Below are 24,724 nucleotides of genomic sequence, written 5' to 3'. Positions count from 1 at the left end.
ACCATGGCATCCCTCTTCGAGTACGCACCGGCCCCCGAGTCCCGCTCGGTCGTCGACATCGCCCCCTCCTACGGGCTCTTCATCGACGGCGAGTTCACCGACGCCGCCGACGGCAAGGTCTTCAAGACCGTCAGCCCCTCCAGCGAGGAGGTGCTGTCCGAGGTCGCCCAGGCCGGTGCCGCCGACGTCGACCGCGCCGTCAAGGCCGCCCGCAAGGCCTTCGAGAAGTGGTCCGCGCTGCCGGGCTCCGAGCGCGCCAAGTACCTCTTCCGCATCGCCCGGATCATCCAGGAGCGCAGCCGCGAGCTGGCCGTCCTGGAGACCCTGGACAACGGCAAGCCGATCAAGGAGACCCGCGACGCGGACCTCCCCCTGGTCGCCGCGCACTTCTTCTACTACGCGGGCTGGGCCGACAAGCTCGACCACGCCGGCTACGGCGCGAACCCCCGCCCCCTCGGCGTGGCCGGCCAGGTCATCCCGTGGAACTTCCCGCTGCTGATGCTCGCGTGGAAGATCGCCCCGGCGCTCGCCACCGGCAACACCGTCGTCCTGAAGCCGGCGGAGACCACCCCCCTCTCGGCCCTGTTCTTCGCGGACATCTGCCGCCAGGCCGGCCTGCCCAAGGGCGTCGTCAACATCATCCCCGGCTACGGGGACGCGGGCGCGGCGCTCGTCGAGCACCCGGACGTCAACAAGGTCGCCTTCACCGGCTCCACCGCGGTCGGCAAGGCCATCGCCCGCCAGATCGCCGGCACCGACAAGAAGGTCACCCTGGAGCTGGGCGGCAAGGGCGCCAACATCGTCTTCGACGACGCCCCCATCGACCAGGCCGTCGAGGGCATCGTCAACGGCATCTTCTTCAACCAGGGCCAGGTCTGCTGCGCGGGCTCCCGCCTGCTGGTCCAGGAGTCGATCCACGACGAGCTGCTCGACTCCCTCAAGCGCCGCCTCTCCACGCTGCGCCTGGGCGACCCGCTCGACAAGAACACCGACATCGGCGCGATCAACTCCGCCGAACAGCTCGCCCGGATCACGGCCCTGGCCGACACCGGCGAGGCCGAGGGCGCCGAGCGCTGGTCCCCGGCGTGCGAGCTGCCGTCCGCCGGCTACTGGTTCGCCCCGACGCTCTTCACGAACGTCACCCAGGCGCACACCGTCGCCCGCGACGAGATCTTCGGCCCGGTCCTGTCCGTGCTGACGTTCCGCACCCCCGACGAGGCCGTCGCCAAGGCCAACAACAGCCAGTACGGCCTGTCCGCCGGCATCTGGACGGAGAAGGGCTCCCGCATCCTCGCGGTCGCCAACAAGCTCCGCGCCGGTGTGGTGTGGGCCAACACGTTCAACAAGTTCGACCCGACCTCGCCCTTCGGCGGCTACAAGGAGTCGGGCTTCGGCCGCGAGGGCGGCCGCCACGGTCTGGAGGCCTACCTCGATGTCTGAGTCTTCTGCGACCCGCCTGAACGTCTTCAAGACCTACAAGCTGTACGTCGGGGGCAAGTTCCCCCGCTCCGAGAGCGGCCGGGTGTACGAGGTGAGCGACTCCAAGGGCAACTGGCTGGCCAACGCCCCGCTGTCCTCCCGCAAGGACGCCCGTGACGCGGTCGTCGCGGCCCGCAAGGCCTTCGGCGGCTGGGCCGGCGCCACCGCCTACAACCGCGGCCAGATCCTCTACCGCATCGCCGAGATGCTGGAGGGCCGCCGCGAGCAGTTCGTCCGCGAGGTCGGCGAGGCCGAGGGCCTGTCCAAGTCGAAGGCCGCCGCCGTCGTCGACGCGGCCATCGACCGCTGGGTCTGGTACGCGGGCTGGACCGACAAGATCGGCCAGATCGTGGGCGGGGCCAACCCCGTCGCGGGCCCGTTCTTCAACCTCTCCACCCCGGAGCCGACCGGTGTCGTCACCGTCGTCGCCCCGCAGCAGTCGTCCTTCCTGGGCCTCGTCTCGGTGATCGCCCCGGTCATCGCGACCGGCAACACCGCGGTCGTCATCGCCAGCGAGAAGGCCCCGCTCCCCGCCCTCTCCCTGGGCGAGGTGCTGGCCACCTCCGACCTGCCCGGCGGCGTGGTCAACATCCTCTCCGGCAAGGCCGCCGAGATGGGCCCCCACCTGGCGGCCCACCAGGACGTCAACGCCATCGACCTGGCGGGCGCCGACACGGCCCTCGCCAAGGAGCTGGAGATCGCGGCGGCGGACAACCTCAAGCGCGTCCTGCGTCCACAGCCTGTGGACGACTGGACCGCCGACCCCGGCACCCACCGGATGACGGCCTTCCTGGAGACCAAGACGGTCTGGCACCCGACGGGCTCGCTGGGCTCGGGCGGATCCTCGTACTAGTACCCACCGGTACGAGCACACGAAAGCCGGCCCCGGCAGCGGAACCCTCCCCCAGCCACCGCTGGGGGAGGGTTCCGCGCTGCCAGGGCCTTCGTGCGCCCGCCCGCTACTGCTTGGGCAGCACCGGCCCCAGCAGCGAGGTGACCGCCGCCGTCGGCAGCTCCTTCACAGACGGCCCCTGCGTCAGGATCCCCGTCACCATCGTGGTGCCCACGGCCGGGAAGTCCGCGACCTTCGTCGCCACCCCGTTGTCCAGCGGGTCCACCCCGGTCTTGGCGAGCGGGTTCACCTTCAGGTCCCCGAGCGGGTTGGCGACCCCGGCCACCGCCGCCTGGAGATCGGTCTCGGCCGCCTGGAGGTGGGTCTGCGAGGCCTGGGCCCCGCCGGCCGCCATCGCCAGGGCCGCCCCGGCCATGGACAGGCTCAGGCCGGCGGCGCGGAGCCGGTGCGGAGAGGGTTCGGGGGCTGCGTGACGGGCCATGGGTTCCTGCCTGTGGTCGTAGTCGCGTGCGCACACAGAGTAGTGGAGGCGGGATCCCCGATTCCAACCCGCCGTGTGAGACCGGTCGCAGGGCCTGTCGGCAGTGTGTTGATACGCCGGGTAATGCCTCACACTGGTCTCCCGTGAGCTGTTCATCTCCCCTTCCCACGCGCGTCGTACTGCTGACCGGTCCCTCGGGTTCCGGCAAGTCCTCGCTCGCGGCCCGGTCGGGCCTCCCCGTACTGCGCCTGGACGACTTCTACAAAGAGGCGACGGACCCGACCCTCCCGCTGGTCGAAGGCAGCTCCGACATCGACTGGGACTCCCCGCTCTCCTGGGACGCGGACACCGCCGTCGCCGCCATCGCGGAACTCTGCGCCGCCGGCCGCACCGACGTCCCCGTCTACTCCATCGCCACGTCCTCCCGGACCGGCACGGAGACCCTCGACATCGACCGCACCCCGCTGTTCATCGCGGAAGGCATCTTCGCCGCCGACATCGCGGCCCGCTGCCAGGAACTGGGCCTGCTCGCCGACGCCATCTGCCTGCGCGGCCGCCCCTCGACCACCTTCCGCCGCCGCTTCCTGCGCGACCTGCGCGAAGGCCGCAAGTCCGTGCCCTTCCTGCTGCGCCGCGGCTACCGCCTGATGCGCGCCGAACGCGGCATCGTCGCCCGCCACGTCCGCCTCGGCGCCCACGCCTGCGGCCGCGACGAGGCCCTCGGCCGGCTGGCCGCCGCGGCCGCGGGCCGCCACCGCACCCCCACCGCCCTCTGACGGGACGGCCGGACACCCGGACACAGCGAAAAGGCGGGATCACGCGGACCCCCGGCCGCTTGATCCCGCCTCTTCTCCCCCTGCGGCCCCCGTCCCACCCCCGTAGGACGGGCCCCCTGGCCCCATGGTCTTGTGGTTACGCGACGAGCTCCCCGAAGGACTCCGACTCGTCACGCCCGAAGCTCAGCACCTCGTCCTCCCGCAGCCGGCGCAGCGAGCGCCAGATGCTCGACTTCACGGTGCCGACGCTGATGCCCAGGATCTCCGCGATCTCCGGGTCCGTACGGCCCTCGTAGTACCGCAGCACCAGCATCGTGCGCTGCGGCTCCGGGATCCGGGCCAGCGCCTGCCACAGCACCGCGCGCAGCTCCGTACCGCGCATCGCGTCCGTGTCCGACGCCGTCTCCGGCAGCTCCTCGGTCGGGTACTCGTTCAGCTTCCGCCGACGCCAGGCACTGATGTGCAGGTTCGTCATCGTGCGGCGCAGGTACCCGCCCACCGCGGCCTTGTCGCTGATCCGGTCCCAGGCGCGGTACGTGGAGAACAGCGCGCTCTGCAGCAGGTCCTCGGCCTCGTGGCGGTCGCCGGTGAGGTGGAAGGCCGTCGCGTACAGCGCCGCCCGCCGCTCCTGGACGTAGGCGGTGAACTCCGCCTCCGACGTGGAGGACGGCGCCGACGCGGTGCGCTGCGCGGGAACCGCCTGGTACTGCTTCGCGTCAATGGCTGTGACGTGTGCCGGCCGCTGACGGGCGACCGTCACCGTACGGACACCCGCCCGGCGGTTCACATCGTGCAGCCGCGTGACAACCGCGCTGGTCGTGGTGCTGTGCAGCGTGTTCATCTCGCGCCCCCCGTCGTGGAGTCTGCTTCGGTCCGTCGTGTCGATGAGAAAAGACTGCCCGCCGGGTATAACCAGGGTGTCCGCCGACTGTCACAGGCCTGTCACAGCCACCCGTGCGCCAGACCGTGGCGCGAATGCGTCCCTCGCGATTGCCACCGTCCGGACGGTCGAAGTGCGGACGGCCGATGGGACAGAATGAGCCCGTGCCTTTCCTGTTGCTGATCGAGGACGACGACGCCATCCGCACGGCCCTCGAACTCTCCCTGTCACGCCAGGGCCACCGAGTGGCCACCGCGGCGACGGGCGAGGACGGCCTGAAACTGCTGCGCGAGCAGCGGCCGGACCTGATCGTGCTCGACGTCATGCTGCCCGGGATCGACGGCTTCGAGGTGTGCCGGCGGATCCGCCGCACCGACCAGCTGCCGATCATCCTGCTCACCGCGCGCAGCGACGACATCGATGTCGTCGTCGGCCTGGAGTCCGGAGCCGACGACTACGTCGTCAAGCCCGTCCAGGGGCGCGTGCTCGACGCGCGCATCCGGGCCGTGCTGCGGCGCGGTGAGCGCGAGGCGAGCGACTCCGCCACCTTCGGGTCCCTCGTCATCGACCGGTCCGCGATGACCGTGACGAAGAACGGCGAGGACCTCCAGCTCACCCCGACCGAACTGCGGCTGCTGCTGGAACTCAGCCGCCGGCCCGGCCAGGCGCTCTCCCGCCAGCAGCTGCTGCGGCTGGTGTGGGAGCACGACTACCTCGGTGACTCGCGGCTCGTCGACGCCTGCGTGCAGCGGCTGCGCGCCAAGGTCGAGGAAGTGCCCTCCTCGCCCACGCTGATCCGTACCGTCCGGGGTGTCGGCTACCGGCTGGACTCCCCGCAGTGACCAAGGCCCTGTTCGCGGGCCGGCGCTGGACCAGCCTGCGGCTGCGCCTGCTCGTGGTGTTCGCGCTGGTCGCGCTGGTGGCCGCGGTCTCCGCGTCCGGCATCGCGTACTGGCTCAACCGCGAGGCCGTGCTCACCCGTACCCAGGACGCGGCCCTCGGCGACTTCCGCCAGGAGATGCAGAACCGGGCCGCGGCACTGCCCGCCGACCCGACGCCCGAGGAGATACAGCGGACCGCCGAGCTGATGGCGGGCAGCAGCCCCGGGTACAGCGTGCTGCTCGTCCACGAACGCAAGGACGGCCGCAAGGTCATCGGCGCCGCCGGCGCGATCCCCTTCGGGCTGAACGACGTACCGAAGTCCCTCCAGTACGCCGTCAACGACCGGCAGAAGACCACCGCCGCCAACGACGCCGAGTACCACATGTACTGGCAGCGGACGAAGCCGCAGGGCAACCCGTACCTGGTCGGCGGCACCCGGATCGTGGGCGGCGGGCCCACCGGCTACATGTACAAGTCCCTCGCCACCGAACGGGACGACCTCAACGCGCTCGGCTGGTCGCTGACCATCGCCACCGGTCTCGCGCTGCTCGGCTCGGCGCTCCTCGCCCAGGGCGCGGCGCGGACCGTCCTGAAGCCCGTGCAGCGCCTCGGGGACGCGGCGCGACGGCTCGGCGAGGGCGAGCTCGACCACCGGCTCGACGTGTCGGGGACCGACGAACTGGCCGACCTGTCGCGGACCTTCAACCGCACGGCGGAGGCGCTGGAGAAGAAGGTCGCCGACATGAGCGCCCGCGAGGAGGCCAGCCGGCGGTTCGTGGCGGACATGTCGCACGAACTGCGCACGCCCCTGACGGCACTGACGGCGGTCGCCGAGGTGCTGGAGGAGGAGGTCGAGGACCTCGACCCGATGATCGCCCCGGCGGTCGGCCTCGTCGTCAGCGAGACGCGGAGGCTGAACGACCTGGTCGAGAACCTGATGGAGGTCACCCGCTTCGACGCGGGAACGGCCAGGCTGGTGCTCGACGACGTCAACGTCGCCGACCAGGTCACCGCCTGCATCGACGCCCGGGCCTGGCTCGACGCGGTCGAACTCGACGCCGGGCGCGGCATCGTGGCACGGCTCGACCCGCGGCGCCTGGACGTCATCCTCGCCAACCTCATCGGCAACGCGCTCAAGCACGGCGGCTCGCCGGTGCGGGTGTCGGTGCGCGTGGAGGGGGAGTGGCTGGTCATCGCGGTCAGGGACAACGGCCCGGGCATCCCGGAGGAAGTGCTGCCGCACGTCTTCGACCGCTTCTACAAGGCGAGCGCGTCCCGGCCCAAGTCGGACGGCAGCGGGCTCGGCCTGTCGATCGCGATGGAGAACGCACATATTCACGGTGGTGACATCACGGCCGCGAACGGGCCGGAAGGCGGAGCCGTGTTCACGCTGCGGCTTCCGATGGACGTGGGGGCGGTGATCGCCGGTGACGGCGTGGAGGCGTAGGGCCGCGGCGCTGGCCGTGGGTGTGGCCGTCCTGTCCGGGTGCGGCATCCGGGCCACGACGGTGCCGGTCGACGTGGGCGCGGCCCCGTCCCGGGTGTCCTGCGAGACCGCCGGTCAGCCGGCGGGCCAGAGCGGGGTCCAGGGCTTCCGGGCCACGGTGGAGCTGGTGTGCGGATCGCAGCTGGTGGGCGTGGAACGGATCGTCCCGGTCCCCGAGAAGCGCGCCTCGCGGGAGCCCGTCGTACTGGTCGCGCAGGCGCTCCTGGAGGAACTGGAACGGAGCCCGTCGGCGGAGGAACGCGACGGCGGCTTCACCACCAGCGTCCCCGACCAGCTGTCGGCGTCCCCGGCCCGCCCCGGCGACCCGGCGGGAACGCTGCGGCTCAGCCGCAAGCCGGAGGACCTGCCGCCGGTCGCGCTGGCGCAGATCGTGTGCACCCTGTCGGCGAGCGACGCCGTCTCGGCCGGCCCGGGCCCGGTGGTCCTGGGCGGCCCGAACGCCGACCCGCCGCGCGCGTGGGAGTGCACGGACGCGGTCCGGTCGCGGCCCGAGTCGGTCCCGACCCTGGGCGACCTGGCAAGCCCGACGCCGTCGCCTTCGGCGTCGTAGGGGGCGGGGCGTACGGGGCTTGCGGCGCGGGCCAGCCATCTCCCCCTCGACCCCCCGGACCGGGGCGGTGTCTGCCCACCCGCCCCCTTGTCCGCGGGCCGGTGGGGCGGGGAGCGGCGTCCTGCCCGGGCGGTCTCACGGCTGGTTTGGGGGTTTCCCGTCAGTCCCATCGTCCTTCCGTGTCGGGCCGGTCCCTCAAGGGCGCTCCCTTCGGTCGCGTCGCTACGCGATGGCCTTCGGCCACCCTTGACCGACCGTCCCGCCCCGGAAAGACAAAGGACTGCCGGGAAGCCCCCAAAAGAACGGTCACGGTCCATGGTCGGAGGGGCGGGTCTCTCAGTGATGAGGCGAGGGGCCGGGCCTTGGCCGGCCGGGCATCCGGGCCCTTGCAGGCCTGGTCCAGGGTCGGGGGCGCGACTACCTGCACGAGAGGTTGATCAGAGCGACCTGCGGCGCCTCCAGGCGCGCCAGATCGCTACGCGCTCCCGTCGTCTCAGCGTCCGACGACCGTCCGGGGCTGATACCCGCACCATAGGTTGATCAGAGCAGCTCAGGGAGCGGACGGGCACGTGAGATCGCTACGCGCTTTTCTCGTCTCGGCGGCTGACGGCCGTCTGGGGCTGATCGGATCGCCGGGGGATCAGGGCTGCTCGCCCATGGCTGCGCGGAGCCAGTCCAGGGTGCCTTGGGCGAGGAGTTCGTCGGCGAGGCGCTGGGCGGTTTCTGTGGTCAGTCGGCCGCGGCTGTTGTCGATCCAGCGTTGTGCGTTCGCGTAGCCCTGTGCCTTGTACTCGATGCCCTGGAGCATGCATTCAAGCTTGTCGGCGTCCCGGGCGCAGATCGATTCGGGTGTTTCCTTGGCCTCGTATTCCGCTACGAGGTCTTGGATGGTTGCGGCGAGGAGGTCGGGCATGCCGGCCGTCTGGTCGGCCGTGATCGCGGCGGGGTCGGCGGACGGGGAGTACTTCTTGCCCAAGTGATTCACGTCGCCGCTGCGGGTTTCCTGGGTGTCGTGCCACACGGCGAGGAAGGCTGCGCGGGCCGGGTCCGCGCCCTCCAGCTTGGCGATGACGGAGGCGATCAGGGACGTGCGCCAGGAGTGCTCGGCCACACTCTCGGGGTTGTTGATGCCTGCCATCCACCAGCCCGTGCGGCGTGCGTTCTTGAGCGTTCCGGCTTCGTAGAGGAAGTGCGCCACCGCGGACAGGTCGTCAGCCACGTCTGTCTCCTTCTCACGCCTCGGCGAGGCGGATTGCGTACCGAATGCCTTCAAGCTCCCGACGCGATCCGGTCGAGGGCTCGGTGCCATCCAACAGCACGGGCATCCGGGCCCGCAGGTCTCGGGTAGTGGAAGTGGCCGTCTTCAGGAGGCTGGGGCGGGCCGCCAGGAGTGCCCAGAGGGTGTGCACGTTCAGGTCGAAGTAGCCGTGTTGCGGCCTGAGCCCCTTCACCAAATGCTGGAAGAGCTTCTGTCCTTGCCACGAGGCGGGATCGGTCTCCACGATGAAATCATCGGAGAGCTGGGGGTGCGCGGCCTCGCCGGTCCAGTACGCCCAGTAGTTGAGGTTGGCGGTCTCTCCCAAGTCATCGCCTTCGAGCGCGGCGGAGATGAAGTGCCCCATGCGCTCCCGGTCACCTTGACGGGCCGCAACGGTGGCCACGGAACGGGCATTGAGCCAACGGGTGAGCCAGTCGTCGGGTCGTTCCGCCTTTTGCTGCTGCATCAGCCAGCCGACGGTGTCCTCTGCCTGGTCGTAGTCTGCGAGGTACAGGGCTTGGCGGCGCAGCAGGAACTGGTCGGCGGCACGGGCCTCTTCGGCTGTCGTGCGCAAGTACTGGAAGAACCGGGTGCGTTCTGACACGCCCAACTCGGGCCCTCTTGGCACCGGGCCGCGCCGGGAGTGAATCGAAGGCGGCAGCGCACGCATGGAACTCCGGCGCTTCGCCGTTCAATGGCCAGGCCAGGACTTCCACCAGGTCGCGTTGCATGACCCACGAGCCGAGAGGGCTGATGCTGGCCGACTCATCCCCTTCGAGGGCACTCAGCAACAGGACGTCTGACTCCATCGCCCTTTCCAAGGCAGTGAGTAAGGCTGCCGGAGTCCCCATGTGCATGAGCCGATGACGGTGTCCGAGCATCTGGCCGACGGAGAGAGCCGTGAGCGGCCGTCTGCCGGATTCCCATCCCGCGATGGCGTCCGTCGAGAGGTGAAAGGCCTCCGCGAGGGTCTCCTGAGTGTGGCCGAGCTGCTCCCGGATGACCCGGAAGACATACCCGGAAACCGTCCCGAGACGGCTGGGCCGTCGACTTCCCGGACTGATGGTCAGGTTGGAACGTCCCTTGCCGACCACAGCACCTCCAGGCCCTCGGATTCTTCGCCAAGTACCCGTACCAACAGTCACTTCGACCGGCCGGGCGATGTGCCTACGCTCGTAGGCACAGTGACAAGCAGACCACTCAGCGTAGCGACATGGGGCCGTCTTGAACGCAGCAGAGAAGGATGCCGCCAGCGCACAGCCTCCGGGCGGCAAGCGTCTTGTCGTGTCCTGGCCGGAGCCGAAGGGCGTTTCCGCACCAAGTCTGGGGCTTCTCGCCCGAGCGCGCGCCGGGTGGGAGCGCTTCGTCGATTCCATGGAGGAGGACATGAGTGAGTGCTACGAGTACATCCCCCACAGGCTCCTTCGCCGCCGTGTGCGCGACATCGCGTCCGGTACTGAGGGCGTGCTGATGGCGGTGATCAACGAGAACGTCTCCGACACCGGCATCGAACGCTGGATGGAGCTCGCCTACATCCGCAAGGCCTCCGGCCGCGAGTTCACCACGGCAGTCACCAACATCGAGCCGGCCACCCACTGACCCTCAGGAGAGTCATGTCTACTCCGCTACCCCGAACAGCCCCCCAACCCCGGCCCCCCACTCCCCTCACCCCCACCCGCCCCGACCCCCGGACGCCCACCGGTCTAGAACTCTGACGCCCCTCTGGCGCCGGTATCAGCCCGAGAGGGCCGCCGGCCGCCGAGACCAGAGGAGCGCGTAGCGATCTCAGGCGCCCATCCGATCCCTGGGCTGCTCTGTTCGTCCTCTGGTGCGGGTATCAGCCCCGGGCGGTCGCCGGACGCTGAGACGACAGGAGCGCGTAGCGATCTGCTGCGTCTGGGTGCTCCGCAGGGGGCTCTGGTCAACATTTGGTGCAGGTAGTCGCGCCCCGACCCTGGACCAGGCCTGCAAGGGCCCGGATGCCCGGCCGGCCAAGGCCCGGCCCCTCGCCTCATCGCTGAGAGACCCGTCCCTCCCCCTTGGACCGTGCCGTTCTTTTGGGGGTTTCCCGGCAGTCCTTTGTCTTTCCGGGGCGGGTCGGTCGGTCAAGGGTCGCCGAAGGCGATCACGAAGTGACGCGACCGAAGGGAGCGCCCTTGAGGGACCGGCACGACACGGAAGGACGATGGGACTGACGGGAAACCCCCAAACCGACTCTGAGACCGCCCAGGGGGACACCGCTCCCCACCCCACCGGCCCGCACCTGGGGAGGCGGGTGGGCAGACACCGCCCGGCCCCCACCCCTCGAGGGGGAGATGGCGGGCCCGCGCCGCAAGCCGCGTACCGCGTACCGCGCCACCCCCCCCCGAAACGCCGACGGCCCCCTCGGCCGGAGCCGAGGGGGCCGTCGCAGGCGGAACGGGGGTCTCAGAGGCCCATCGCCGCCGAGAGGTCCTTCTTGATGCCGTCCAGGATCTCCTGGCCGCGGGTGCGGGCGCTCGCGAGGTCGGAGGCTTCGGCGACCGGGACCACTACCTCCAGGTAGCACTTGAGCTTGGGCTCCGTGCCGGACGGGCGGCAGATGACCCGGGCCTTGTAGTCGCCGTCCAGGTAGTAGCGCAGGCCGTCCGTGGGCGGGAGGGCGGCCGAACCGACCGACAGGTCCTCCGCCGAGACCACCCGCAGGCCCGCCAGGGAGGCCGGGGGCTCGGCGCGCAGCTGCGCCATGGCGTTGGCGATGACCGACAGGTCCGAGACGCGGACCGACAGCTGGTCGGTGTGGTGCAGGCCGTGGGCCATCGCCAGGTCGTCCAGCAGGTCGGTCAGGGTGCGGCCCTGCTCCTTGAGCTTCGAGGCGAGCTCGGCGACCAGCAGGGCGGCGGTGATGCCGTCCTTGTCGCGGACGCCCTCGGGGTCCACGCAGTAGCCGAGGGCTTCCTCGTAGCCGTAGCGCAGGCCCTCGACGCGGGCGATCCACTTGAAGCCCGTCAGGGTCTCCTCGTAGCCGACGCCCGCGGCCTCCGCGATCCGGCCGAGGAGGCTGGAGGAGACGATGGACTCCGCGAAGACGCCCCGGGCGCCCTTGTGGACCAGGTGGGCCGCCAGCAGCGCGCCGACCTCGTCGCCGCGCAGCATGCGCCAGCCGCCGTTGTCCGGGACGGCCACCGCGCAGCGGTCGGCGTCCGGGTCGTTGGCGATGACGATGTCCGGCTGGACCTCGGCGGCCTTCGCGAAGGCCAGGTCCATGGCGCCCGGCTCTTCCGGGTTCGGGAACGCGACCGTCGGGAAGGCCGGGTCGGGCTCGGCCTGCTCGGCGACGAGCACCGGGTCGGGGAAGCCGTGGCGGGCGAAGGCGGCCAGGACGACGTCCTTGCCGACGCCGTGCATGGCCGTGTAGACGGTCCGCGCGCCCCGGGGGGATCCGGGGGTCAGGACGGCGTCCGTGCGGGTCAGGTAGGCCTCCAGGACCTCCTCGTCGAGCTGGAGCCAGCCGTCCGAGGGCTGCGGTACGTCGGCCAGCGCGCCGACGGCCGCGATCTGCGCCGCGATCTCGGTGTCCGCGGGGGACACGATCTGCGAGCCGTCGCCGAGGTAGACCTTGTAGCCGTTGTCCCGGGGAGGGTTGTGGCTCGCGGTCACCTCGACGCCGGCGACGGCGCCGAGGTGCCTTATGGCGTACGCGAGGACGGGCGTCGGCAGCGGCCGGGGCAGGACGGCCGCGCGCAGTCCGGCGCCGGTCATCACGGCGGCGGTGTCGCGGGCGAAGTCCGCCGACTTGTAGCGCGCGTCGTAGCCGACGACGACGAGGCCGCCGGCGTGGCCCTGGGCCTTCAGGTAGGCCGCGAGGCCCGCCGCGGCCCGGATGACCACGGAACGGTTCATCCGCATCGGCCCGGCGCCGATCTCGCCGCGCAGTCCGGCGGTGCCGAACTGGAGCGTGCCGGAGAAGCGGTCCGCGAGCTCGGCCGTGTCGTTCGCGTCGATCAGGGCCGCGAGCTCCGCCGCCGTCTCCGGGTCCGGGTCCTCGGCCAGCCAGGTCCGGGCCCGGGCGAGGAGGTCGTCCTGTTCCTGCACTGCTTCCGCCTTACCTCTCGTACGTCGTCGTCGATCGTCGGTCGTCGATCAGATGCGGGCGAGGACCTGCGTCAGCAGCGTGCCCATGCGGGCGGCGGAGTCGCGGCCGGCCTGGAGGACCTCTTCGTGGTTCAGCGGCTCGCCGGACAGGCCCGCGGCCAGGTTGGTGACCAGGGAGATGCCGAGCACCTCGGCGCCGGCCTCGCGGGCGGCGATGGCCTCCAGCACGGTGGACATGCCGACCAGGTCGGCGCCCATTACGCGGATCATGTTGATCTCGGCCGGGGTCTCGTAGTGCGGGCCGGGGAACTGGACGTAGACGCCCTCTTCGAGGGTCTCGTCGATCTCCTTGCACATCGCGCGCAGGCGCGGGGAGTACAGGTCGGTGAGGTCGACGAAGTTCGCGCCGACGATCGGCGAGGTGGCCGTCAGGTTGAGGTGGTCGCTGATGAGGACCGGCTGGCCGGGCGCCATGCCCTGGCGGAGGCCGCCGCAGCCGTTGGTCAGGACGACGGTCTTGCAGCCGGCGGCGACGGCGGTGCGCACGCCGTGGGCGACGGCGGCGACGCCGCGGCCCTCGTAGAAGTGGGTCCGGCCGAGGAAGACCAGGGCGCGCTTGTCGCCGATCTTGTACGAGCGGATCTTGCCGCCGTGGCCCTGGACGGCGGCGGGGGGGAAGCCGGGCAGCTCGGTGACGAGGAACTCGGACTCGGGGGCGCCGAGCGCCTCTGCGGCGGGGGCCCAGCCGGAGCCCATGACGAGGGCGACATCGTGGGATTCGACGCCGGTGAGCTCGCGGAGGCGGGCGGCGGCGGCGTCGGCGGCGGCGAAGGGGTCGGTAACAGATGCGTTCACGCAGACGAGCGTAGCCGCTTATCGCCTACGCGCGTAGATGGCGCAGCTCACGGTGTTCGGATCGTTGCCTTGTCGTTTCCGCCGAATCGTCCCCCTCCGCCCGCGCGGGCCGGCCTCAGCAGGGGCGCTTGCGGAGTTCCATGACGTAGTCGTGCGGCGCGCCCGCCGATTCGGCGGCGTCCGCGATCTCGCCCAGGTAGCGCGCCGACGGCAGGCCGCCCTCGTAGCCGTTGAGGACGTAGCACCACGCCGCCTCCTCGCCGTCCAGGGTGTGGACGCGGATCCGCATGCGGCGGTAGATGTCGAGCCCGACACCCTCCCAGCGGTCCATGGAGTCCTCGTCCAGCGGGGCGATGTCGTAGAGCGCGACGAAGACCTGCTGGCGGGGGGCCTCCACGATGGTGGCGAGGGCACCCTCCCAGCCCATCTGCTCGCCGCCGAAGGTCAGCCGCCAGTCGTTGATCCAGCCCGTGCCGCGCAGCGGGGAATGGGGAGCGCGGCGCGTCATCAGCCGCGGGTCGAGGTTGCCGGCGTACGCGGCGTAGAGCGACATGAGGTCGAGGGTACGGGAGGGTCGCCCCGGCACGCGTGTCCGGATGGTGCGAGCACCTTGATGCGTGCGGGACAATGGGGCACGGAATGCATCCCCCGGGGAGGACCCCCGGACCGCCGGCCGGGGCGGCAGCCGGCCGGGTAGACGTGAGGCGGACTTTTCGTGACCCGGATCGTGATCATCGGCGGCGGACCCGGTGGGTATGAGGCGGCCCTGGTGGGCGCCCAGCTCGGCGCGGAGGTGACCGTCGTCGACTGCGACGGTCTGGGCGGGGCTTCGGTGCTGACCGACTGCGTGCCCTCGAAGACCCTCATCGCGACCGCCGAGGTCATGACGACCTTCGACTCGTCGTACGAGGAGCTGGGGATCGTCGTCGCGGACGACACACCGCACATCGAGCAGGCCGCGCGCGTCGTCGGCGTGGACCTCGGCAAGGTGAACCGGCGCGTGAAGCGCCTCGCGCTGGCCCAGTCCCACGACATCACCGCGTCCGTGACCCGGGCCGGCGCCCGCGTCATGCGCGGCCGCGGCAAGCTCGGCGGCCCGCAGGGCATCGACGGCACGCGGGACGTCATCGTCACCGCCGCCGACGGCACCGAGACGATCCTCACCGCCGACGCCGTGCTGATCGCCACCGGCGGGCACCCCCGCGAGATCCCGGACGCGATGCCCGACGGGGAGCGGATCCTGAACTGGACCCAGGTCTACGACCTGGAGGAGCTCCCCGAGGAGCTGATCGTGGTCGGTTCCGGTGTGACCGGTGCCGAGTTCGCCGGCGCGTACCAGGCCCTGGGCTCCCGGGTGACCCTGGTGTCCTCGCGCGACCGCGTGCTGCCGGGCGAGGACCCGGACGCGGCCGCCGTCCTGGAGGACGTCTTCCGCCGCCGCGGCATGAACGTCATCGGCCGTTCGCGCGCCGAGTCCGCCAAGCGCGTGGGCGACCGGGTCGAGGTCACCCTCTCCGACGGCCGTGTGATCACGGGTACCCACTGCCTGATGGCGGTCGGCGCGATCCCGAACACCAAGGACATGAACCTGGAGGAGTCCGGGGTCCGGCTCAAGGAGTCCGGGCACATCTGGACCGACAAGGTGTCGCGCACGTCCTCGCCGGGCGTCTACGCCGCCGGTGACGTGACCGGGGTCTTCGCGCTCGCCTCCGTCGCCGCCATGCAGGGGCGCATCGCGATGTACCACTTCCTCGGCGACGCGGTGGCCCCGCTGAACCTGAAGACGGTCTCCTCGAACGTCTTCACCGACCCCGAGATCGCCACCGTCGGCTACACCCAGGCCGACGTGGACGCCGGCAAGATCGACGCCCGTGTGGTGAAGCTGCCGCTGCTGCGCAACCCGCGCGCCAAGATGCAGGGCATCCGGGACGGGTTCGTGAAGCTGTTCTGCCGTCCGGGCACCGGGATCGTGGTGGGCGGCGTCGTCGTCTCGCCGCGCGCGAGCGAGCTGATCCACCCCATCTCGATCGCCGTCGACAACAACCTGACCGTCGAGCAGATCGCAAACGCGTTCACCGTGTACCCCTCGCTGTCCGGTTCGATCGCCGAAGTGGCCCGCCAGTTGCACACCCGCAAGGCGGGCGGCGAGGCGTAGGCGGCCCCGCCCCGATGCCCAACCGCCCCTTCCCGTACGCGGGTTGGGGCGGAGGCCGAGGTGGGGCGGGGGTGCGTGGTGGCGGGGGTCGGCAGCGGGCCGACCGCGTATACCACTTGCCGGGCCGCCGTATGGACAACTTCGGTATTCCGGCGCAAGGAGCTGAAAGCAGACGGTCGTTGGGGTTACTGTCAGTTTCGTGTTCGCTGCTGAACGTCGCCAATTGATCCTCGAAATGGTGCGGGCCAACGGTGCGGTATCGCTCCGTGAGCTCGCCCGTGTCGTCCAGACCTCCGAAGTGACCGTACGGCGGGACGTGCGGGCACTGGAGGCAGAAGGACTCCTCGACCGCCGGCACGGCGGTGCGGTCTTGCCGGGCGGTTTCACGCGGGAGTCCGGCTTTCCGCAAAAGTCCCATCTCGCCACGGCGGAGAAGACCGCCATCGCCGATGTCGCGGCCGGCCTCGTCGAAGAAGGCGAGGCCGTCGTCGTCGGCGCGGGCACCACGACCCAGGAGCTGGCCCGCCGGCTCGCGCGGGTGCCCGGTCTGACCGTCGTCACCAACTCGCTGCTCGTCGCCCAGGCGCTGGCGCACGCCAACCGGGTGGAGGTGGTGATGACCGGCGGCACGCTGCGCGGCTCGAACTACGCCCTCGTGGGCAGCGGCGCCGAGCAGTCCCTCCAGGGGCTGCGGGTCTCCCGGGCCTTCCTGTCCGGGAGCGGCCTGACCGCCGAGCGCGGGCTGTCCACGTCCAACATGCTCTCCGCGAGCGTGGACCGGGCGCTGGTGCAGGCGGCGGCGGAGGTCGTCGTACTGGCCGACCACACGAAGCTCGGCACGGACACGATGTTCCAGACCGTGCCGACCGACGTGATGACTCGGCTGGTGACGGACGAGCCCCCGCAGCACGACGAACGGGCCGCGACCGAGCTCCAGGCACTGGCCGACCAGGGCGTGCAGATCACCGTGGCCGGGTCGGCGCCGGTGGCCGGGGGCCACGGGGGCGCCGGGGAGGGCATGCCGGGGCGCAGGCCGCGCCGGGAGGCCCCGCTGCCGGTCCAGCGGCGCGGCGGGCCCACCGCCCAGCTGCGCAGCGCCCCCGCGTCGCTGCTGGAGCAGCAGGCCGGGGAGCGGGCGCGGGTCGCGGACATGCGGCGCCGCTAGGCCCTGTCCGGGGGTGCCGGGGCCCTGCGAGGCCGGAAGGGCGAAGGCCCCCGTCCGGGGTTCCGGGCGGGGGCCTTCGCGTGAGCGGGTGGGGCGTCAGTCCTTGATCTCGCAGATCGTGGCGCCCGAGGTGAGGGAGGCGCCGACCTCGGCGGTGAGGCCGACGATGGTGCCGGAGCGGTGCGCGTTCAGCGGCTGCTCCATCTTCATCGCCTCCAGGACGACGACCAGGTCGCCCTCGTTGACCTGCTGGCCCTCCTCGACCGCGACCTTGACGATCGTGCCCTGCATCGGGGACGCGAGGGTGTCGCCGGAGGCGGCCGGGCCGGACTTCTTGGCGGCGCGGCGCTTCGGCTTGGCACCGCCCGCGGCGGCCGTGCGGGCCAGGGTCATGCCCAGCGAGGACGGGAGGGAGACCTCCAGGCGCTTGCCGCCGACCTCGACGACGACCGTCTCGCGGCCCGGCTCGTCCTCGGTCTCCTCGGCCGCCGGAGCGGCGAAGGGCTTGATCTCGTTGACGAACTCCGTCTCGATCCAGCGGGTGTGGACCTTGAACGGGGTGCCGTCGGCCGGGGCGAAGGCCGGGTCGGCGACGACCGCGCGGTGGAAGGGGATGGCGGTGGCCATGCCCTCCACGTTGAACTCCGCCAGGGCGCGCGCGGCGCGCTGGAGGGCCTGCTCGCGGGTGGCGCCGGTGACGATCAGCTTGGCGAGCAGCGAGTCCCAGGCGGGGCCGATGACCGAGCCGGTCTCCACGCCCGCGTCCAGGCGGACGCCGGGGCCGGTCGGCGGGGCGAAGAGGGTGACGGTGCCGGGGGCGGGCAGGAAGTTGCGGCCCGGGTCCTCGCCGTTGATGCGGAACTCGAAGGAGTGGCCGCGCAGCTCCGGGTCGCCGTAGCCGAGCTCCTCGCCGTCGGCGATGCGGAACATCTCGCGGACCAGGTCGATGCCGGCGACCTCCTCGGTCACCGGGTGCTCGACCTGGAGGCGGGTGTTGACCTCCAGGAAGGAGATGGTGCCGTCGGTGCCGACGAGGAACTCGACGGTGCCCGCGCCGACGTAGCCGGCCTCCTTGAGGATGGCCTTGGACGCGGCGTAGAGCTCGGCGTTCTGGGCTTCCGTCAGGAAGGGGGCCGGGGCCTCCTCCACGAGCTTCTGGTGGCGGCGCTGGAGCGAGCAGTCGCGGGTGGAGACGACGACCACGTTGCCGTGCGAGTCCGCGAGGCACTGGGTCTCGACGTGGCGCGGCTTGTCGAGGTAGCGCTCGACGAAGCACTCGCCGCGGCCGAAGGCGGCCACGGCCTCGCGCACGGCGGACTCGTAGAGCTCCGGCACCTCTTCGAGGTTGCGGGCGACCTTGAGGCCGCGGCCGCCACCGCCGAAGGCGGCCTTGATGGCGATGGGCAGGCCGTGCTCCTGGGCGAACGCGACGACCTCGTCGGCGCCGGAGACGGGGTCGGGGGTGCCCGCGACGAGGGGGGCCCCGGCGCGCTGGGCGATGTGGCGGGCGGCCACCTTGTCGCCGAGGTCGCGGATGGCCTGCGGCGGCGGGCCGATCCAGGTCAGGCCGGCGTCGAGCACGGCCTGGGCGAAGTCGGCGTTCTCGGAGAGGAAGCCGTATCCGGGGTGGATGGCGTCCGCACCGGAGTCCGCGGCGGCCTGCAGGACCTTCGCGATGTCGAGGTAGCTGGCTGCCGGGGTGTCACCGCCCAACGCGAAAGCTTCGTCTGCCGCGCGGACGTGCAGGGCGTCCCGGTCCGGATCGGCGTAGACGGCTACGCTTGCGATTCCGGCATCCCGGCAGGCCCGAGCAACGCGGACAGCGATTTCGCCACGGTTGGCGATGAGCACCTTGCGCACGATGGCTCCCTCCTTGAAACAAGCTGAGTTTAGGGACTGCCGACACGGCCTTACGACCCTTCCCCGGTGGTGACCTTGCCCACACGGAGCGTGATTCGAGTGCCCCTTGAGTGCGAAATCCCGTGTGTCGCCCCAGGTCAGGGTGATCCCCGACTGCACAGTAACCCCGTGGAGAGGGGAAGGTCTCTGTTCGGCGGGTCAGCGGCCCCCGCTGATTCTTTGTGGAGTCCCTACGAACGGCCTATGCATTCTTTGAGTGAGAGCCGTCACGGTCGCCCGCGCGGCGCCTTCCCGTAACGAAGCGGGCCCGGACTCTTGTCCGAAGGTTTACTCGTTAGTAGCCTCCCAGGCGTCGAACACGCTTGTGGCGTGGGAGGGATGGGGGCGTCGTGCTGCGCAGACTCGTGGCGGGGCTGGCCGCGATCGCGCTCGTCGCGGAGGCCGCCGTACTCGTGCTCGTCCACCTCGTGCTGGGCCGGGCGACCGAAGCCCAGTCGATGTCCATCGCGGGCATGGATTCGGATGTCATGGCCACGGCAACCTACGGGATGGGGGCCGGCATGGGCGCCTTCCTCCTGCTGTGCGCCGTCCTGGCCGCCGTCGCCGCCCTGCGGGACCGCCCGCCGGGCCGTGCCGCCCGCGTCGTGCTCGTCGTCGCCGCCGTCACCCACGGGGTGCTCGGCGCCCTCGCCGTGGGACTCGTCGGCTGGGGTGCCTTCGCGGCGACGATGGTGATCCTGTGCCTGCTCGTGCTGACCCTGATGCTCCACGCCGGGCCGGCGGCCGGGCCGGCCGAGCGGCCCGGTGAGAGCCTCAGGCCCACAGGTCCGTGATGGAGACGTCCAGTTCGCCCAGCAGGGAGCGCAGCAGCGGCAGCGACAGGCCGATGACGTTGCCCGGGTCCCCGTCGATGCCGTCGATGAACGGCGCCGACAGGCCGTCCAGGGTGAACGCCCCGGCCACGTGCAGCGGCTCGCCGCTGGCCACGTACGCCGCCACCTCCGCGTCCGTCGGCTCGCCGAAGCGGACCGTCGTGGAGGCCGTCGCCGACACCTGACGGCCGGTGGCCGTGTCGATCACGCAGTGGCCCGTGCGCAGCACCCCGGCCCGGCCGCGCATCGACTTCCAGCGGGCGGTGGCGTCGGCCGCGTCGGCCGGCTTGCCGAGCGCCTCGCCGTCCAGCTCCAGCACGGAGTCGCAGCCGATCACCAGCGCGCCCGCGGCCTCCTCCAGGCCCGCCACCACGCCCGCCTTGGCCTCGGCCAGGGCCAGCGCCAGGCCGGCCGGTTCGTCGTGGTCCAGGGTGTCCTCGTCGAAGCCGCTGACGATCACGTGCGGGGCGAGCCCGGCCTGCCGCAGCAGGTTCAGCCGGGCGGGCGAGGCGGAGGCGAGGACGAGCGTGCGTACGGTCATGGGGGCCATCGTAGGGCGGCCGCCGGGACCGTCGCCGGGCCGCCCCAGGGGGTGTCCGGCGGATCACGGCCGGGCCCGGGTCCGCCGGGCACCCCCTAGAACGGGGGCACGCCGAGGACGTACACCGCGATCACCATCGCCAGTACGAGGACCACGAGCATCCGCCGGAGCATCGCCTGGGCGTCGCGCATGTCCTTCGGGGGCTCGTTCTTCGGGTCTGACCAGAGCATGCTCCGATCCTGGCCCCCGGTACGCCGGTGGCGCCTGAGTACGGGTACTCAGGCGCCACCGTCCGTTCGCGCCATCTTCCGGAACGCGGGGCTCAGCCCCGTCCGGGCCAGTACGTACGGCCCCACGCGCGCGGCCCGGGCAGCATCTGGCGCCGCCGGGCCACCCGGCTCGGCGAGGCCCACTCGTCCGGGATCCGGGGCGCGCCCGACGGGGCCGAGGCCAGCGCCGCCGCGCGCGCTTGGACCACCGCCAGTGCGGCGGCCAGCTCCTCGGGGGTCGGGTTGCCCTTGACGACCTTGATCACCACAGAGTCCTCCTGGAGGGCCTAGAGGGGGATGTTGCCGTGCTTCTTCGGGGGCAGCGACTCCCGCTTCGTACGCAGCTGGCGCAGCCCCTTCACCACGTGGGCGCGGGTCTCGGACGGCATGGTCACCGCGTCGATGTAACCGCGCTCGGCGGCCGTGTAGGGGTTGAGCAGGGTGTCCTCGTACTCGGTGATGAGCCGTGCCCTGGTCTCCTCCACCTCCTCCGGAGCGGCCTCCGCGATGGTGCGCCGGTGCAGGATGTTCACCGCGCCCTGCGCGCCCATGACGGCGATCTGGGCGGTCGGCCAGGCCAGGTTCAGGTCCGCGCCGAGGTGCTTGGAGCCCATGACGTCGTAGGCGCCGCCGAAGGCCTTGCGCGTGATGACGGTGATGAGGGGGACGGTGGCCTCGGCGTACGCGTAGATCAGCTTCGCGCCGCGCCGGATGATTCCGTTGTACTCCTGGTCGGTGCCGGGCAGGAAGCCCGGGACGTCGACGAACGTCAGCACCGGGATGTTGAAGGCGTCGCACGTCCGGACGAACCGCGCGGCCTTCTCGGAGGCGTTGATGTCCAGGCAGCCGGCGAACTGCATCGGCTGGTTGGCGACGACGCCCACCGGGTGTCCCTCGACCCGGCCGAAGCCGGTGAGGATGTTCGGCGCGAACAGGGACTGGGTCTCCAGGAACTCCGCGTCGTCCAGCACGTGCTCAATGACAGTGTGCATGTCGTACGGCTGGTTCGCACTGTCCGGGATCAGGACGTCGAGTTCCAGGTCGGTGTCCGAGACCTCGGTGTCCGCCTCCTCGGGGAAGGCGGGCGGCTCGGAGAGGTTGTTCGACGGCAGGTACGCCAGCAGCGACTTGACGTACTCGATCGCGTCCTTCTCGTCACCGGCCATGTGGTGGGCGACGCCGGACGTGCTGTTGTGCGTGCGCGCCCCGCCCAGCTCCTCGAAGCCGACGTCCTCGCCGGTGACCGTCTTGATGACGTCCGGGCCGGTGATGAACATGTGCGAGGTCTGGTCGACCATGACCGTGAAGTCGGTGATGGCCGGGGAGTACACGGCTCCGCCGGCGCAGGGCCCCACGACCAGGCTGATCTGCGGGATCACGCCCGAGGCGTGGACGTTGCGGCGGAAGATCTCGCCGTACATGCCCAGGGCGCTGACGCCCTCCTGGATGCGGGCGCCGCCGGAGTCGTTGATCCCGACGACCGGGCAGCCGGTCTTCAGGGCGAAGTCCATCACCTTGATGATCTTCTGGCCGTAGACCTCGCCGAGGGCCCCGCCGAAGACGGTGAAGTCCTGCGAGAACACGGCCACCGGGCGGCCGTCCACCGTGCCGTAGCCCGTGACGACGCCATCGCCGTAGGGGCGGGTCTTCTCCAGTCCGAAGTTGGTCGACCGGTGCCGGGCGAACTCGTCCAGCTCTACGAAGGACCCCTCGTCCAGCAGCAACGCCACTCGCTCACGTGCCGTCAGCTTGCCCTTGGCGTGCTGCTTCTCGACGGCACGCTCGGAACCGGCGTGTGTGGCTTCCTCGACGCGGCGCCGCAGGTCCGCGAGCTTGCCCGCGGTCGTGTGCATGTCGATCGGCTCTGAGGGTTGGGACATCGGGGTCGCGGCTCCCTGTGTGGTGTCAACTGCCTGGTCAATTGATTGACTGCTGCTGGCTACTGGTGCGTAGCGTATCGGCGGGCATGGCGCTCGGCAGTGCGGCGTTTGACACACCTACATTGGGTTGCATGACTCCACAAGATGCTTCAGCCGGAGCGGGCCAGGGCCGCTGGTCGAGCCTGGACCGCCCGCCCCTGAACGCCTCCGCGCTCTCCAGGGCGCTCGTCACGCCGGACGGTCTGTGGACCTCCCTGGAGGTCGTCGCCGCCACCGGGTCCACCAACACCGATCTCGCGGCCCGGGCCGCGGAACTGCCCGAGGGCGCCGTGCTGGTCGCCGAGGAGCAGACGGCCGGGCGCGGCCGGCTGGACCGCAGCTGGGTCGCGCCGGCCCGGTCGGGGCTGTTCTTCTCCGTTCTGTTCAAGCCGGGCGCGGGCGTACCGCAGGAGCGGTGGGGGTGGCTGCCGCTGCTGGCCGGGGTGGCCACCGCGGCCGGGCTGTCGCGGGGCGCGGGCGTGGACACCGCGCTCAAGTGGCCGAACGACCTGCTGGTGAACGTGGAGGGTGAGGAGCGCAAGGCCGGCGGCATCCTCGCGGAGCGGGTCGAGGACGGGGTGGTCCTCGGCATCGGCCTCAACGTCACCTTGACGGAGGACGAGCTCCCCGTACCGGCGGCCGGGTCGCTGGCCCTGGCCAAGGCGTCGGTGACCGACCGGGAGCCGCTGCTGAAGGCCGTGCTGCGGTCGCTGGAGGAGTGGTACGGGCGCTGGCGCGACGCGGCGGGCGACCCGGCGGAAAGCGGCCTCCAGGAGGCCTACGCGGCCGGCTGCGCGACGCTGGGCCGCCACGTCCGCGCGGACCTGCCGGGCGGGCGCGAGCTCACCGGAACGGCCGAAGCGCTGGACGCGGACGGGCGGCTGGTGATCCGTACGGCCGACGACGCCCGTGAGGCGGTGGGCGCGGGGGACGTGGTGCACCTGAGGTCGGTGAGGTGACACCGGAGGTCCGGGGGTCCGCCCCCGGACCTCCGCGGCGTTGCCCGCACGTGCGGGGCCGGAACTGGGGGAGTGAGCTACGGCACACCTGCCGTATGGTTTAGGCGATCCCGGTCCTCCCGGTGATCACCCGGTTCGGCAGCGCGCACGGAATGGACAGGAGGCGGCCCTTGACCGTCGACGACTCTACGTCCAGCGCGTCCCCGTCCGGTTCCGGTTCCGCGTCCGGTTCCGCGTCCGGCTCCGCGTCCGGTTCCGGCGGGAATCCGGGCACCCCGATCGGGCGGGACCAGCACACGCCCTTCCACGAGGTCGACCACGCGGCGCAGCCGACGGCCGACCCGCTCGCCATCCGGCTGGAGCAGCTGATCCTGGGCGCCGAGCGGCGGTACACGCCGTTCCAGGCGGCCCGGAGCGCGGGTGTGTCGATGGAGCTGGCCTCGCGGTTCTGGCGGGCCATGGGCTTCGCGGACATCGGGCAGGCCAAGGCCCTGACGGAGGCCGACGTACTGGCGCTGCGGCGCCTGGCCGGTCTGGTGGAGGCGGGGCTGCTGAGCGAGCCGATGGCGGTGCAGGTGGCCCGGTCCACCGGGCAGACCACCGCCCGGCTGGCCGAATGGCAGATCGATTCCTTCCTGGAGGGGCTGACGGAGCCGCCCGAGCCGGGCATGACCCGTACGGAGGTCACGTACCCGCTGGTCGAGCTGCTGCTGCCGGAGCTGGAGGAGTTCCTCGTCTACGTGTGGCGCCGCCAGCTGGCGGCGGCGACCGGCCGGGTGGTGCAGGTCGCGGACGACGAGGAGATGGTCGACCGGCGCCTCGCGGTGGGCTTCGCGGACCTGGTGGGCTTCACCCGGCTGACGCGGCGGCTGGAGGAGGAGGAACTCGGCGAGCTGGTCGAGGCCTTCGAGACGACGGCGGCGGACCTGGTGGCCGCGCACGGCGGCCGGCTGATCAAGACGCTGGGCGACGAGGTGCTGTACTGCGCCGACGACGCGGCGACGGCGGCCGAGATCGCGCTGCGGCTGATCGAGACCATGGAGGCGGACCCGCAGATGCCGGAACTGCGCGTCGGCATCGCCTTCGGCACGGTCACGACCCGGATGGGCGACGTCTTCGGGACGACGGTGAACCTGGCGAGCCGGCTGACCTCCATAGCCCCCAAGGACGCGGTGCTGGTCGACGGGGCGATGGCCGAGGAGCTGAGCCGGACGGGCGCCGCGCCGAAGTCCGAGAAGGACGCCGAGAACGAGGAGGGCGGCGGCGCGTACCGCTTCGCGCTCCAGCCCATGTGGCAGCGGCCGGTTCGCGGCCTCGGGGTCGTCGAGCCCTGGTCGCTGACGCGGAGGACACCTAAGATCCCCGGGTAACGATCGTTAACCGGGAGGG

General features: G+C 71.5%; 23 protein-coding genes and 1 pseudogene. 12 read left to right on the top strand and 12 right to left on the bottom strand.

What is annotated here, in order from left to right; all coding sequences use genetic code 11:
* Window positions 1-3: 3 nt before the first annotated feature.
* Entirely contained in the window at window positions 4-1,440 is a 1,437-nt protein-coding gene (locus ACZ7IF_RS11590) for an aldehyde dehydrogenase family protein (RefSeq protein ID WP_470967314.1), read from the top strand.
* On the top strand, window positions 1,433-2,332 hold the full coding sequence (locus ACZ7IF_RS11585; protein ID WP_470967311.1) for an aldehyde dehydrogenase family protein: 900 nt from the start codon (window positions 1,433-1,435) through the stop codon (window positions 2,330-2,332). The genes ACZ7IF_RS11590 and ACZ7IF_RS11585 overlap by 8 nt, the downstream gene beginning before the upstream one ends.
* A 106-nt stretch (window positions 2,333-2,438) precedes the next feature.
* On the opposite strand, the gene ACZ7IF_RS11580 is transcribed toward ACZ7IF_RS11585, so the two are convergent.
* Window positions 2,439-2,813, bottom strand: a complete 375-nt coding sequence (locus ACZ7IF_RS11580) for a hypothetical protein (RefSeq protein WP_470967307.1) — start codon at window positions 2,811-2,813, stop codon at window positions 2,439-2,441.
* Window positions 2,814-2,956: 143 nt separating this feature from the next.
* Between ACZ7IF_RS11580 and ACZ7IF_RS11575 the strand changes: the two genes are divergently transcribed.
* Window positions 2,957-3,589: a uridine kinase family protein gene (locus ACZ7IF_RS11575; RefSeq protein WP_470967304.1), complete on the top strand. Its 633-nt coding sequence runs from the start codon at window positions 2,957-2,959 to the stop codon at window positions 3,587-3,589.
* Window positions 3,590-3,725: 136 nt separating this feature from the next.
* Here ACZ7IF_RS11575 and ACZ7IF_RS11570 read toward each other — a convergent pair whose 3' ends face one another.
* Window positions 3,726-4,430: a SigE family RNA polymerase sigma factor gene (locus ACZ7IF_RS11570; RefSeq protein WP_470967301.1), complete on the bottom strand. Its 705-nt coding sequence runs from the start codon at window positions 4,428-4,430 to the stop codon at window positions 3,726-3,728.
* Window positions 4,431-4,633: 203 nt separating this feature from the next.
* Between ACZ7IF_RS11570 and afsQ1 the strand changes: the two genes are divergently transcribed.
* From afsQ1 to ACZ7IF_RS11555, 3 genes are read left to right on the top strand one after another with little or no spacing between them, the layout of a single operon-like run.
* Window positions 4,634-5,311 carry a two-component system response regulator AfsQ1 gene (gene afsQ1 / locus ACZ7IF_RS11565; RefSeq protein ID WP_470967296.1) on the top strand — a complete coding sequence of 226 codons (678 nt, stop codon included), beginning with the start codon at window positions 4,634-4,636 and terminating at the stop codon, window positions 5,309-5,311.
* Window positions 5,308-6,798 carry a sensor histidine kinase gene (locus ACZ7IF_RS11560; protein WP_470967291.1) on the top strand — a complete coding sequence of 497 codons (1,491 nt, stop codon included), beginning with the start codon at window positions 5,308-5,310 and terminating at the stop codon, window positions 6,796-6,798. Before afsQ1 ends, ACZ7IF_RS11560 begins: the two co-directional genes overlap by 4 nt.
* Window positions 6,779-7,408, top strand: a complete 630-nt coding sequence (locus tag ACZ7IF_RS11555) for a hypothetical protein (RefSeq protein ID WP_470967287.1) — start codon at window positions 6,779-6,781, stop codon at window positions 7,406-7,408. Before ACZ7IF_RS11560 ends, ACZ7IF_RS11555 begins: the two co-directional genes overlap by 20 nt.
* A 640-nt stretch (window positions 7,409-8,048) precedes the next feature.
* Here ACZ7IF_RS11555 and ACZ7IF_RS11550 read toward each other — a convergent pair.
* Together ACZ7IF_RS11550 and ACZ7IF_RS11545 are read right to left on the bottom strand one after the other, a co-directional pair.
* A complete protein-coding gene (locus ACZ7IF_RS11550; RefSeq protein ID WP_470967284.1) occupies window positions 8,049-8,627 on the bottom strand; it encodes an HD domain-containing protein in 579 nt (192 codons plus the stop codon).
* 13 nt (window positions 8,628-8,640) lie between these two features.
* A pseudogene (locus tag ACZ7IF_RS11545) lies at window positions 8,641-9,760 on the bottom strand (helix-turn-helix domain-containing protein).
* Between the two features lie 292 nt (window positions 9,761-10,052).
* Here ACZ7IF_RS11545 and ACZ7IF_RS11540 point away from each other — a divergent pair.
* Window positions 10,053-10,265, top strand: a complete 213-nt coding sequence (locus ACZ7IF_RS11540; protein WP_470968175.1) for a hypothetical protein — start codon at window positions 10,053-10,055, stop codon at window positions 10,263-10,265.
* An 828-nt stretch (window positions 10,266-11,093) separates the two neighbouring features.
* On the opposite strand, the gene ACZ7IF_RS11535 is transcribed toward ACZ7IF_RS11540, so the two are convergent.
* The 3 genes from ACZ7IF_RS11535 to ACZ7IF_RS11525 form a co-directional block, all read right to left on the bottom strand.
* Window positions 11,094-12,740, bottom strand: a complete 1,647-nt coding sequence (locus tag ACZ7IF_RS11535) for a phospho-sugar mutase (protein WP_470967281.1) — start codon at window positions 12,738-12,740, stop codon at window positions 11,094-11,096.
* A 48-nt stretch (window positions 12,741-12,788) separates the two neighbouring features.
* Window positions 12,789-13,595: a purine-nucleoside phosphorylase gene (locus tag ACZ7IF_RS11530; RefSeq protein ID WP_470967277.1), complete on the bottom strand. Its 807-nt coding sequence runs from the start codon at window positions 13,593-13,595 to the stop codon at window positions 12,789-12,791.
* Between the two features lie 115 nt (window positions 13,596-13,710).
* A complete protein-coding gene (locus ACZ7IF_RS11525) occupies window positions 13,711-14,148 on the bottom strand; it encodes a gamma-glutamylcyclotransferase family protein (RefSeq protein WP_007266087.1) in 438 nt (145 codons plus the stop codon).
* A 162-nt stretch (window positions 14,149-14,310) separates the two neighbouring features.
* On the opposite strand from ACZ7IF_RS11525, the gene ACZ7IF_RS11520 reads away from it, so the two are divergent.
* The gene (locus tag ACZ7IF_RS11520) at window positions 14,311-15,750 is read left to right on the top strand and encodes an NAD(P)H-quinone dehydrogenase (RefSeq protein WP_470967271.1); all 1,440 of its coding nucleotides are present in this window, start codon (window positions 14,311-14,313) and stop codon (window positions 15,748-15,750) included.
* Window positions 15,751-15,949: 199 nt separating this feature from the next.
* Window positions 15,950-16,915: a DeoR/GlpR family DNA-binding transcription regulator gene (locus ACZ7IF_RS11515; protein ID WP_470967265.1), complete on the top strand. Its 966-nt coding sequence runs from the start codon at window positions 15,950-15,952 to the stop codon at window positions 16,913-16,915.
* Window positions 16,916-17,011: 96 nt separating this feature from the next.
* On the opposite strand, the gene ACZ7IF_RS11510 is transcribed toward ACZ7IF_RS11515, so the two are convergent.
* Window positions 17,012-18,775, bottom strand: coding sequence for an acetyl/propionyl/methylcrotonyl-CoA carboxylase subunit alpha (locus ACZ7IF_RS11510; RefSeq protein WP_470967260.1), 1,764 nt, complete (start codon window positions 18,773-18,775; stop codon window positions 17,012-17,014).
* A gap of 389 nt (window positions 18,776-19,164) precedes the next feature.
* On the opposite strand from ACZ7IF_RS11510, the gene ACZ7IF_RS11505 reads away from it, so the two are divergent.
* On the top strand, window positions 19,165-19,608 hold the full coding sequence (locus ACZ7IF_RS11505) for a hypothetical protein (protein ID WP_470967256.1): 444 nt from the start codon (window positions 19,165-19,167) through the stop codon (window positions 19,606-19,608).
* Here ACZ7IF_RS11505 and ACZ7IF_RS11500 read toward each other — a convergent pair.
* The 4 genes from ACZ7IF_RS11500 to ACZ7IF_RS11485 all read right to left on the bottom strand — a co-directional run bounded on the left by ACZ7IF_RS11500 (window position 19,589) and on the right by ACZ7IF_RS11485 (window position 22,337).
* On the bottom strand, window positions 19,589-20,197 hold the full coding sequence (locus ACZ7IF_RS11500; protein WP_007266093.1) for a Maf family protein: 609 nt from the start codon (window positions 20,195-20,197) through the stop codon (window positions 19,589-19,591). The genes ACZ7IF_RS11505 and ACZ7IF_RS11500 overlap by 20 nt on opposite strands.
* An 86-nt stretch (window positions 20,198-20,283) precedes the next feature.
* A complete protein-coding gene (mmpB, locus tag ACZ7IF_RS11495; RefSeq protein ID WP_260613863.1) occupies window positions 20,284-20,418 on the bottom strand; it encodes a morphogenic membrane protein MmpB in 135 nt (44 codons plus the stop codon).
* Between the two features lie 92 nt (window positions 20,419-20,510).
* Complete coding sequence (locus ACZ7IF_RS11490) at window positions 20,511-20,723, bottom strand: acyl-CoA carboxylase epsilon subunit (RefSeq protein ID WP_405983021.1); 213 nt, start codon at window positions 20,721-20,723, stop codon at window positions 20,511-20,513.
* 21 nt (window positions 20,724-20,744) lie between these two features.
* A complete protein-coding gene (locus tag ACZ7IF_RS11485; protein ID WP_470842450.1) occupies window positions 20,745-22,337 on the bottom strand; it encodes an acyl-CoA carboxylase subunit beta in 1,593 nt (530 codons plus the stop codon).
* A 131-nt stretch (window positions 22,338-22,468) separates the two neighbouring features.
* On the opposite strand from ACZ7IF_RS11485, the gene ACZ7IF_RS11480 reads away from it, so the two are divergent.
* Together ACZ7IF_RS11480 and ACZ7IF_RS11475 are read left to right on the top strand one after the other, a co-directional pair.
* A complete protein-coding gene (locus ACZ7IF_RS11480) occupies window positions 22,469-23,335 on the top strand; it encodes a biotin--[acetyl-CoA-carboxylase] ligase (RefSeq protein ID WP_470967252.1) in 867 nt (288 codons plus the stop codon).
* Between the two features lie 170 nt (window positions 23,336-23,505).
* A complete protein-coding gene (locus ACZ7IF_RS11475) occupies window positions 23,506-24,705 on the top strand; it encodes an adenylate/guanylate cyclase domain-containing protein (protein ID WP_470967249.1) in 1,200 nt (399 codons plus the stop codon).
* The last annotated feature ends 19 nt before the right edge of the window (window positions 24,706-24,724 follow it).

This window comes from Streptomyces sp. NPDC037421 (assembly GCF_055602105.1).
Note: the sequence above shows the minus strand (reverse complement) of the source record. Positions and strands in the feature narration are given on the sequence as shown.

What these genes read in the sequence shown, in the direction of transcription:
- ACZ7IF_RS11525 (WP_007266087.1), bottom strand. Translation starts at nt 14,148, where the DNA reads ATGTCGCTCTACGCCGCGTACGCCGGCAACCTCGACCCGCGGCTGATG.
- ACZ7IF_RS11540 (WP_470968175.1), top strand. Translation starts at nt 10,053, where the DNA reads ATGAGTGAGTGCTACGAGTACATCCCCCACAGGCTCCTTCGCCGCCGT.
- mmpB (WP_260613863.1), bottom strand. Translation starts at nt 20,418, where the DNA reads ATGCTCTGGTCAGACCCGAAGAACGAGCCCCCGAAGGACATGCGCGAC.
- ACZ7IF_RS11585 (WP_470967311.1), top strand. Translation starts at nt 1,433, where the DNA reads ATGTCTGAGTCTTCTGCGACCCGCCTGAACGTCTTCAAGACCTACAAG.
- ACZ7IF_RS11570 (WP_470967301.1), bottom strand. Translation starts at nt 4,430, where the DNA reads ATGAACACGCTGCACAGCACCACGACCAGCGCGGTTGTCACGCGGCTG.
- ACZ7IF_RS11500 (WP_007266093.1), bottom strand. Translation starts at nt 20,197, where the DNA reads ATGGCCCCCATGACCGTACGCACGCTCGTCCTCGCCTCCGCCTCGCCC.
- ACZ7IF_RS11480 (WP_470967252.1), top strand. Translation starts at nt 22,469, where the DNA reads ATGACTCCACAAGATGCTTCAGCCGGAGCGGGCCAGGGCCGCTGGTCG.
- ACZ7IF_RS11580 (WP_470967307.1), bottom strand. Translation starts at nt 2,813, where the DNA reads ATGGCCCGTCACGCAGCCCCCGAACCCTCTCCGCACCGGCTCCGCGCC.
- ACZ7IF_RS11590 (WP_470967314.1), top strand. Translation starts at nt 4, where the DNA reads ATGGCATCCCTCTTCGAGTACGCACCGGCCCCCGAGTCCCGCTCGGTC.
- ACZ7IF_RS11485 (WP_470842450.1), bottom strand. Translation starts at nt 22,337, where the DNA reads ATGTCCCAACCCTCAGAGCCGATCGACATGCACACGACCGCGGGCAAG.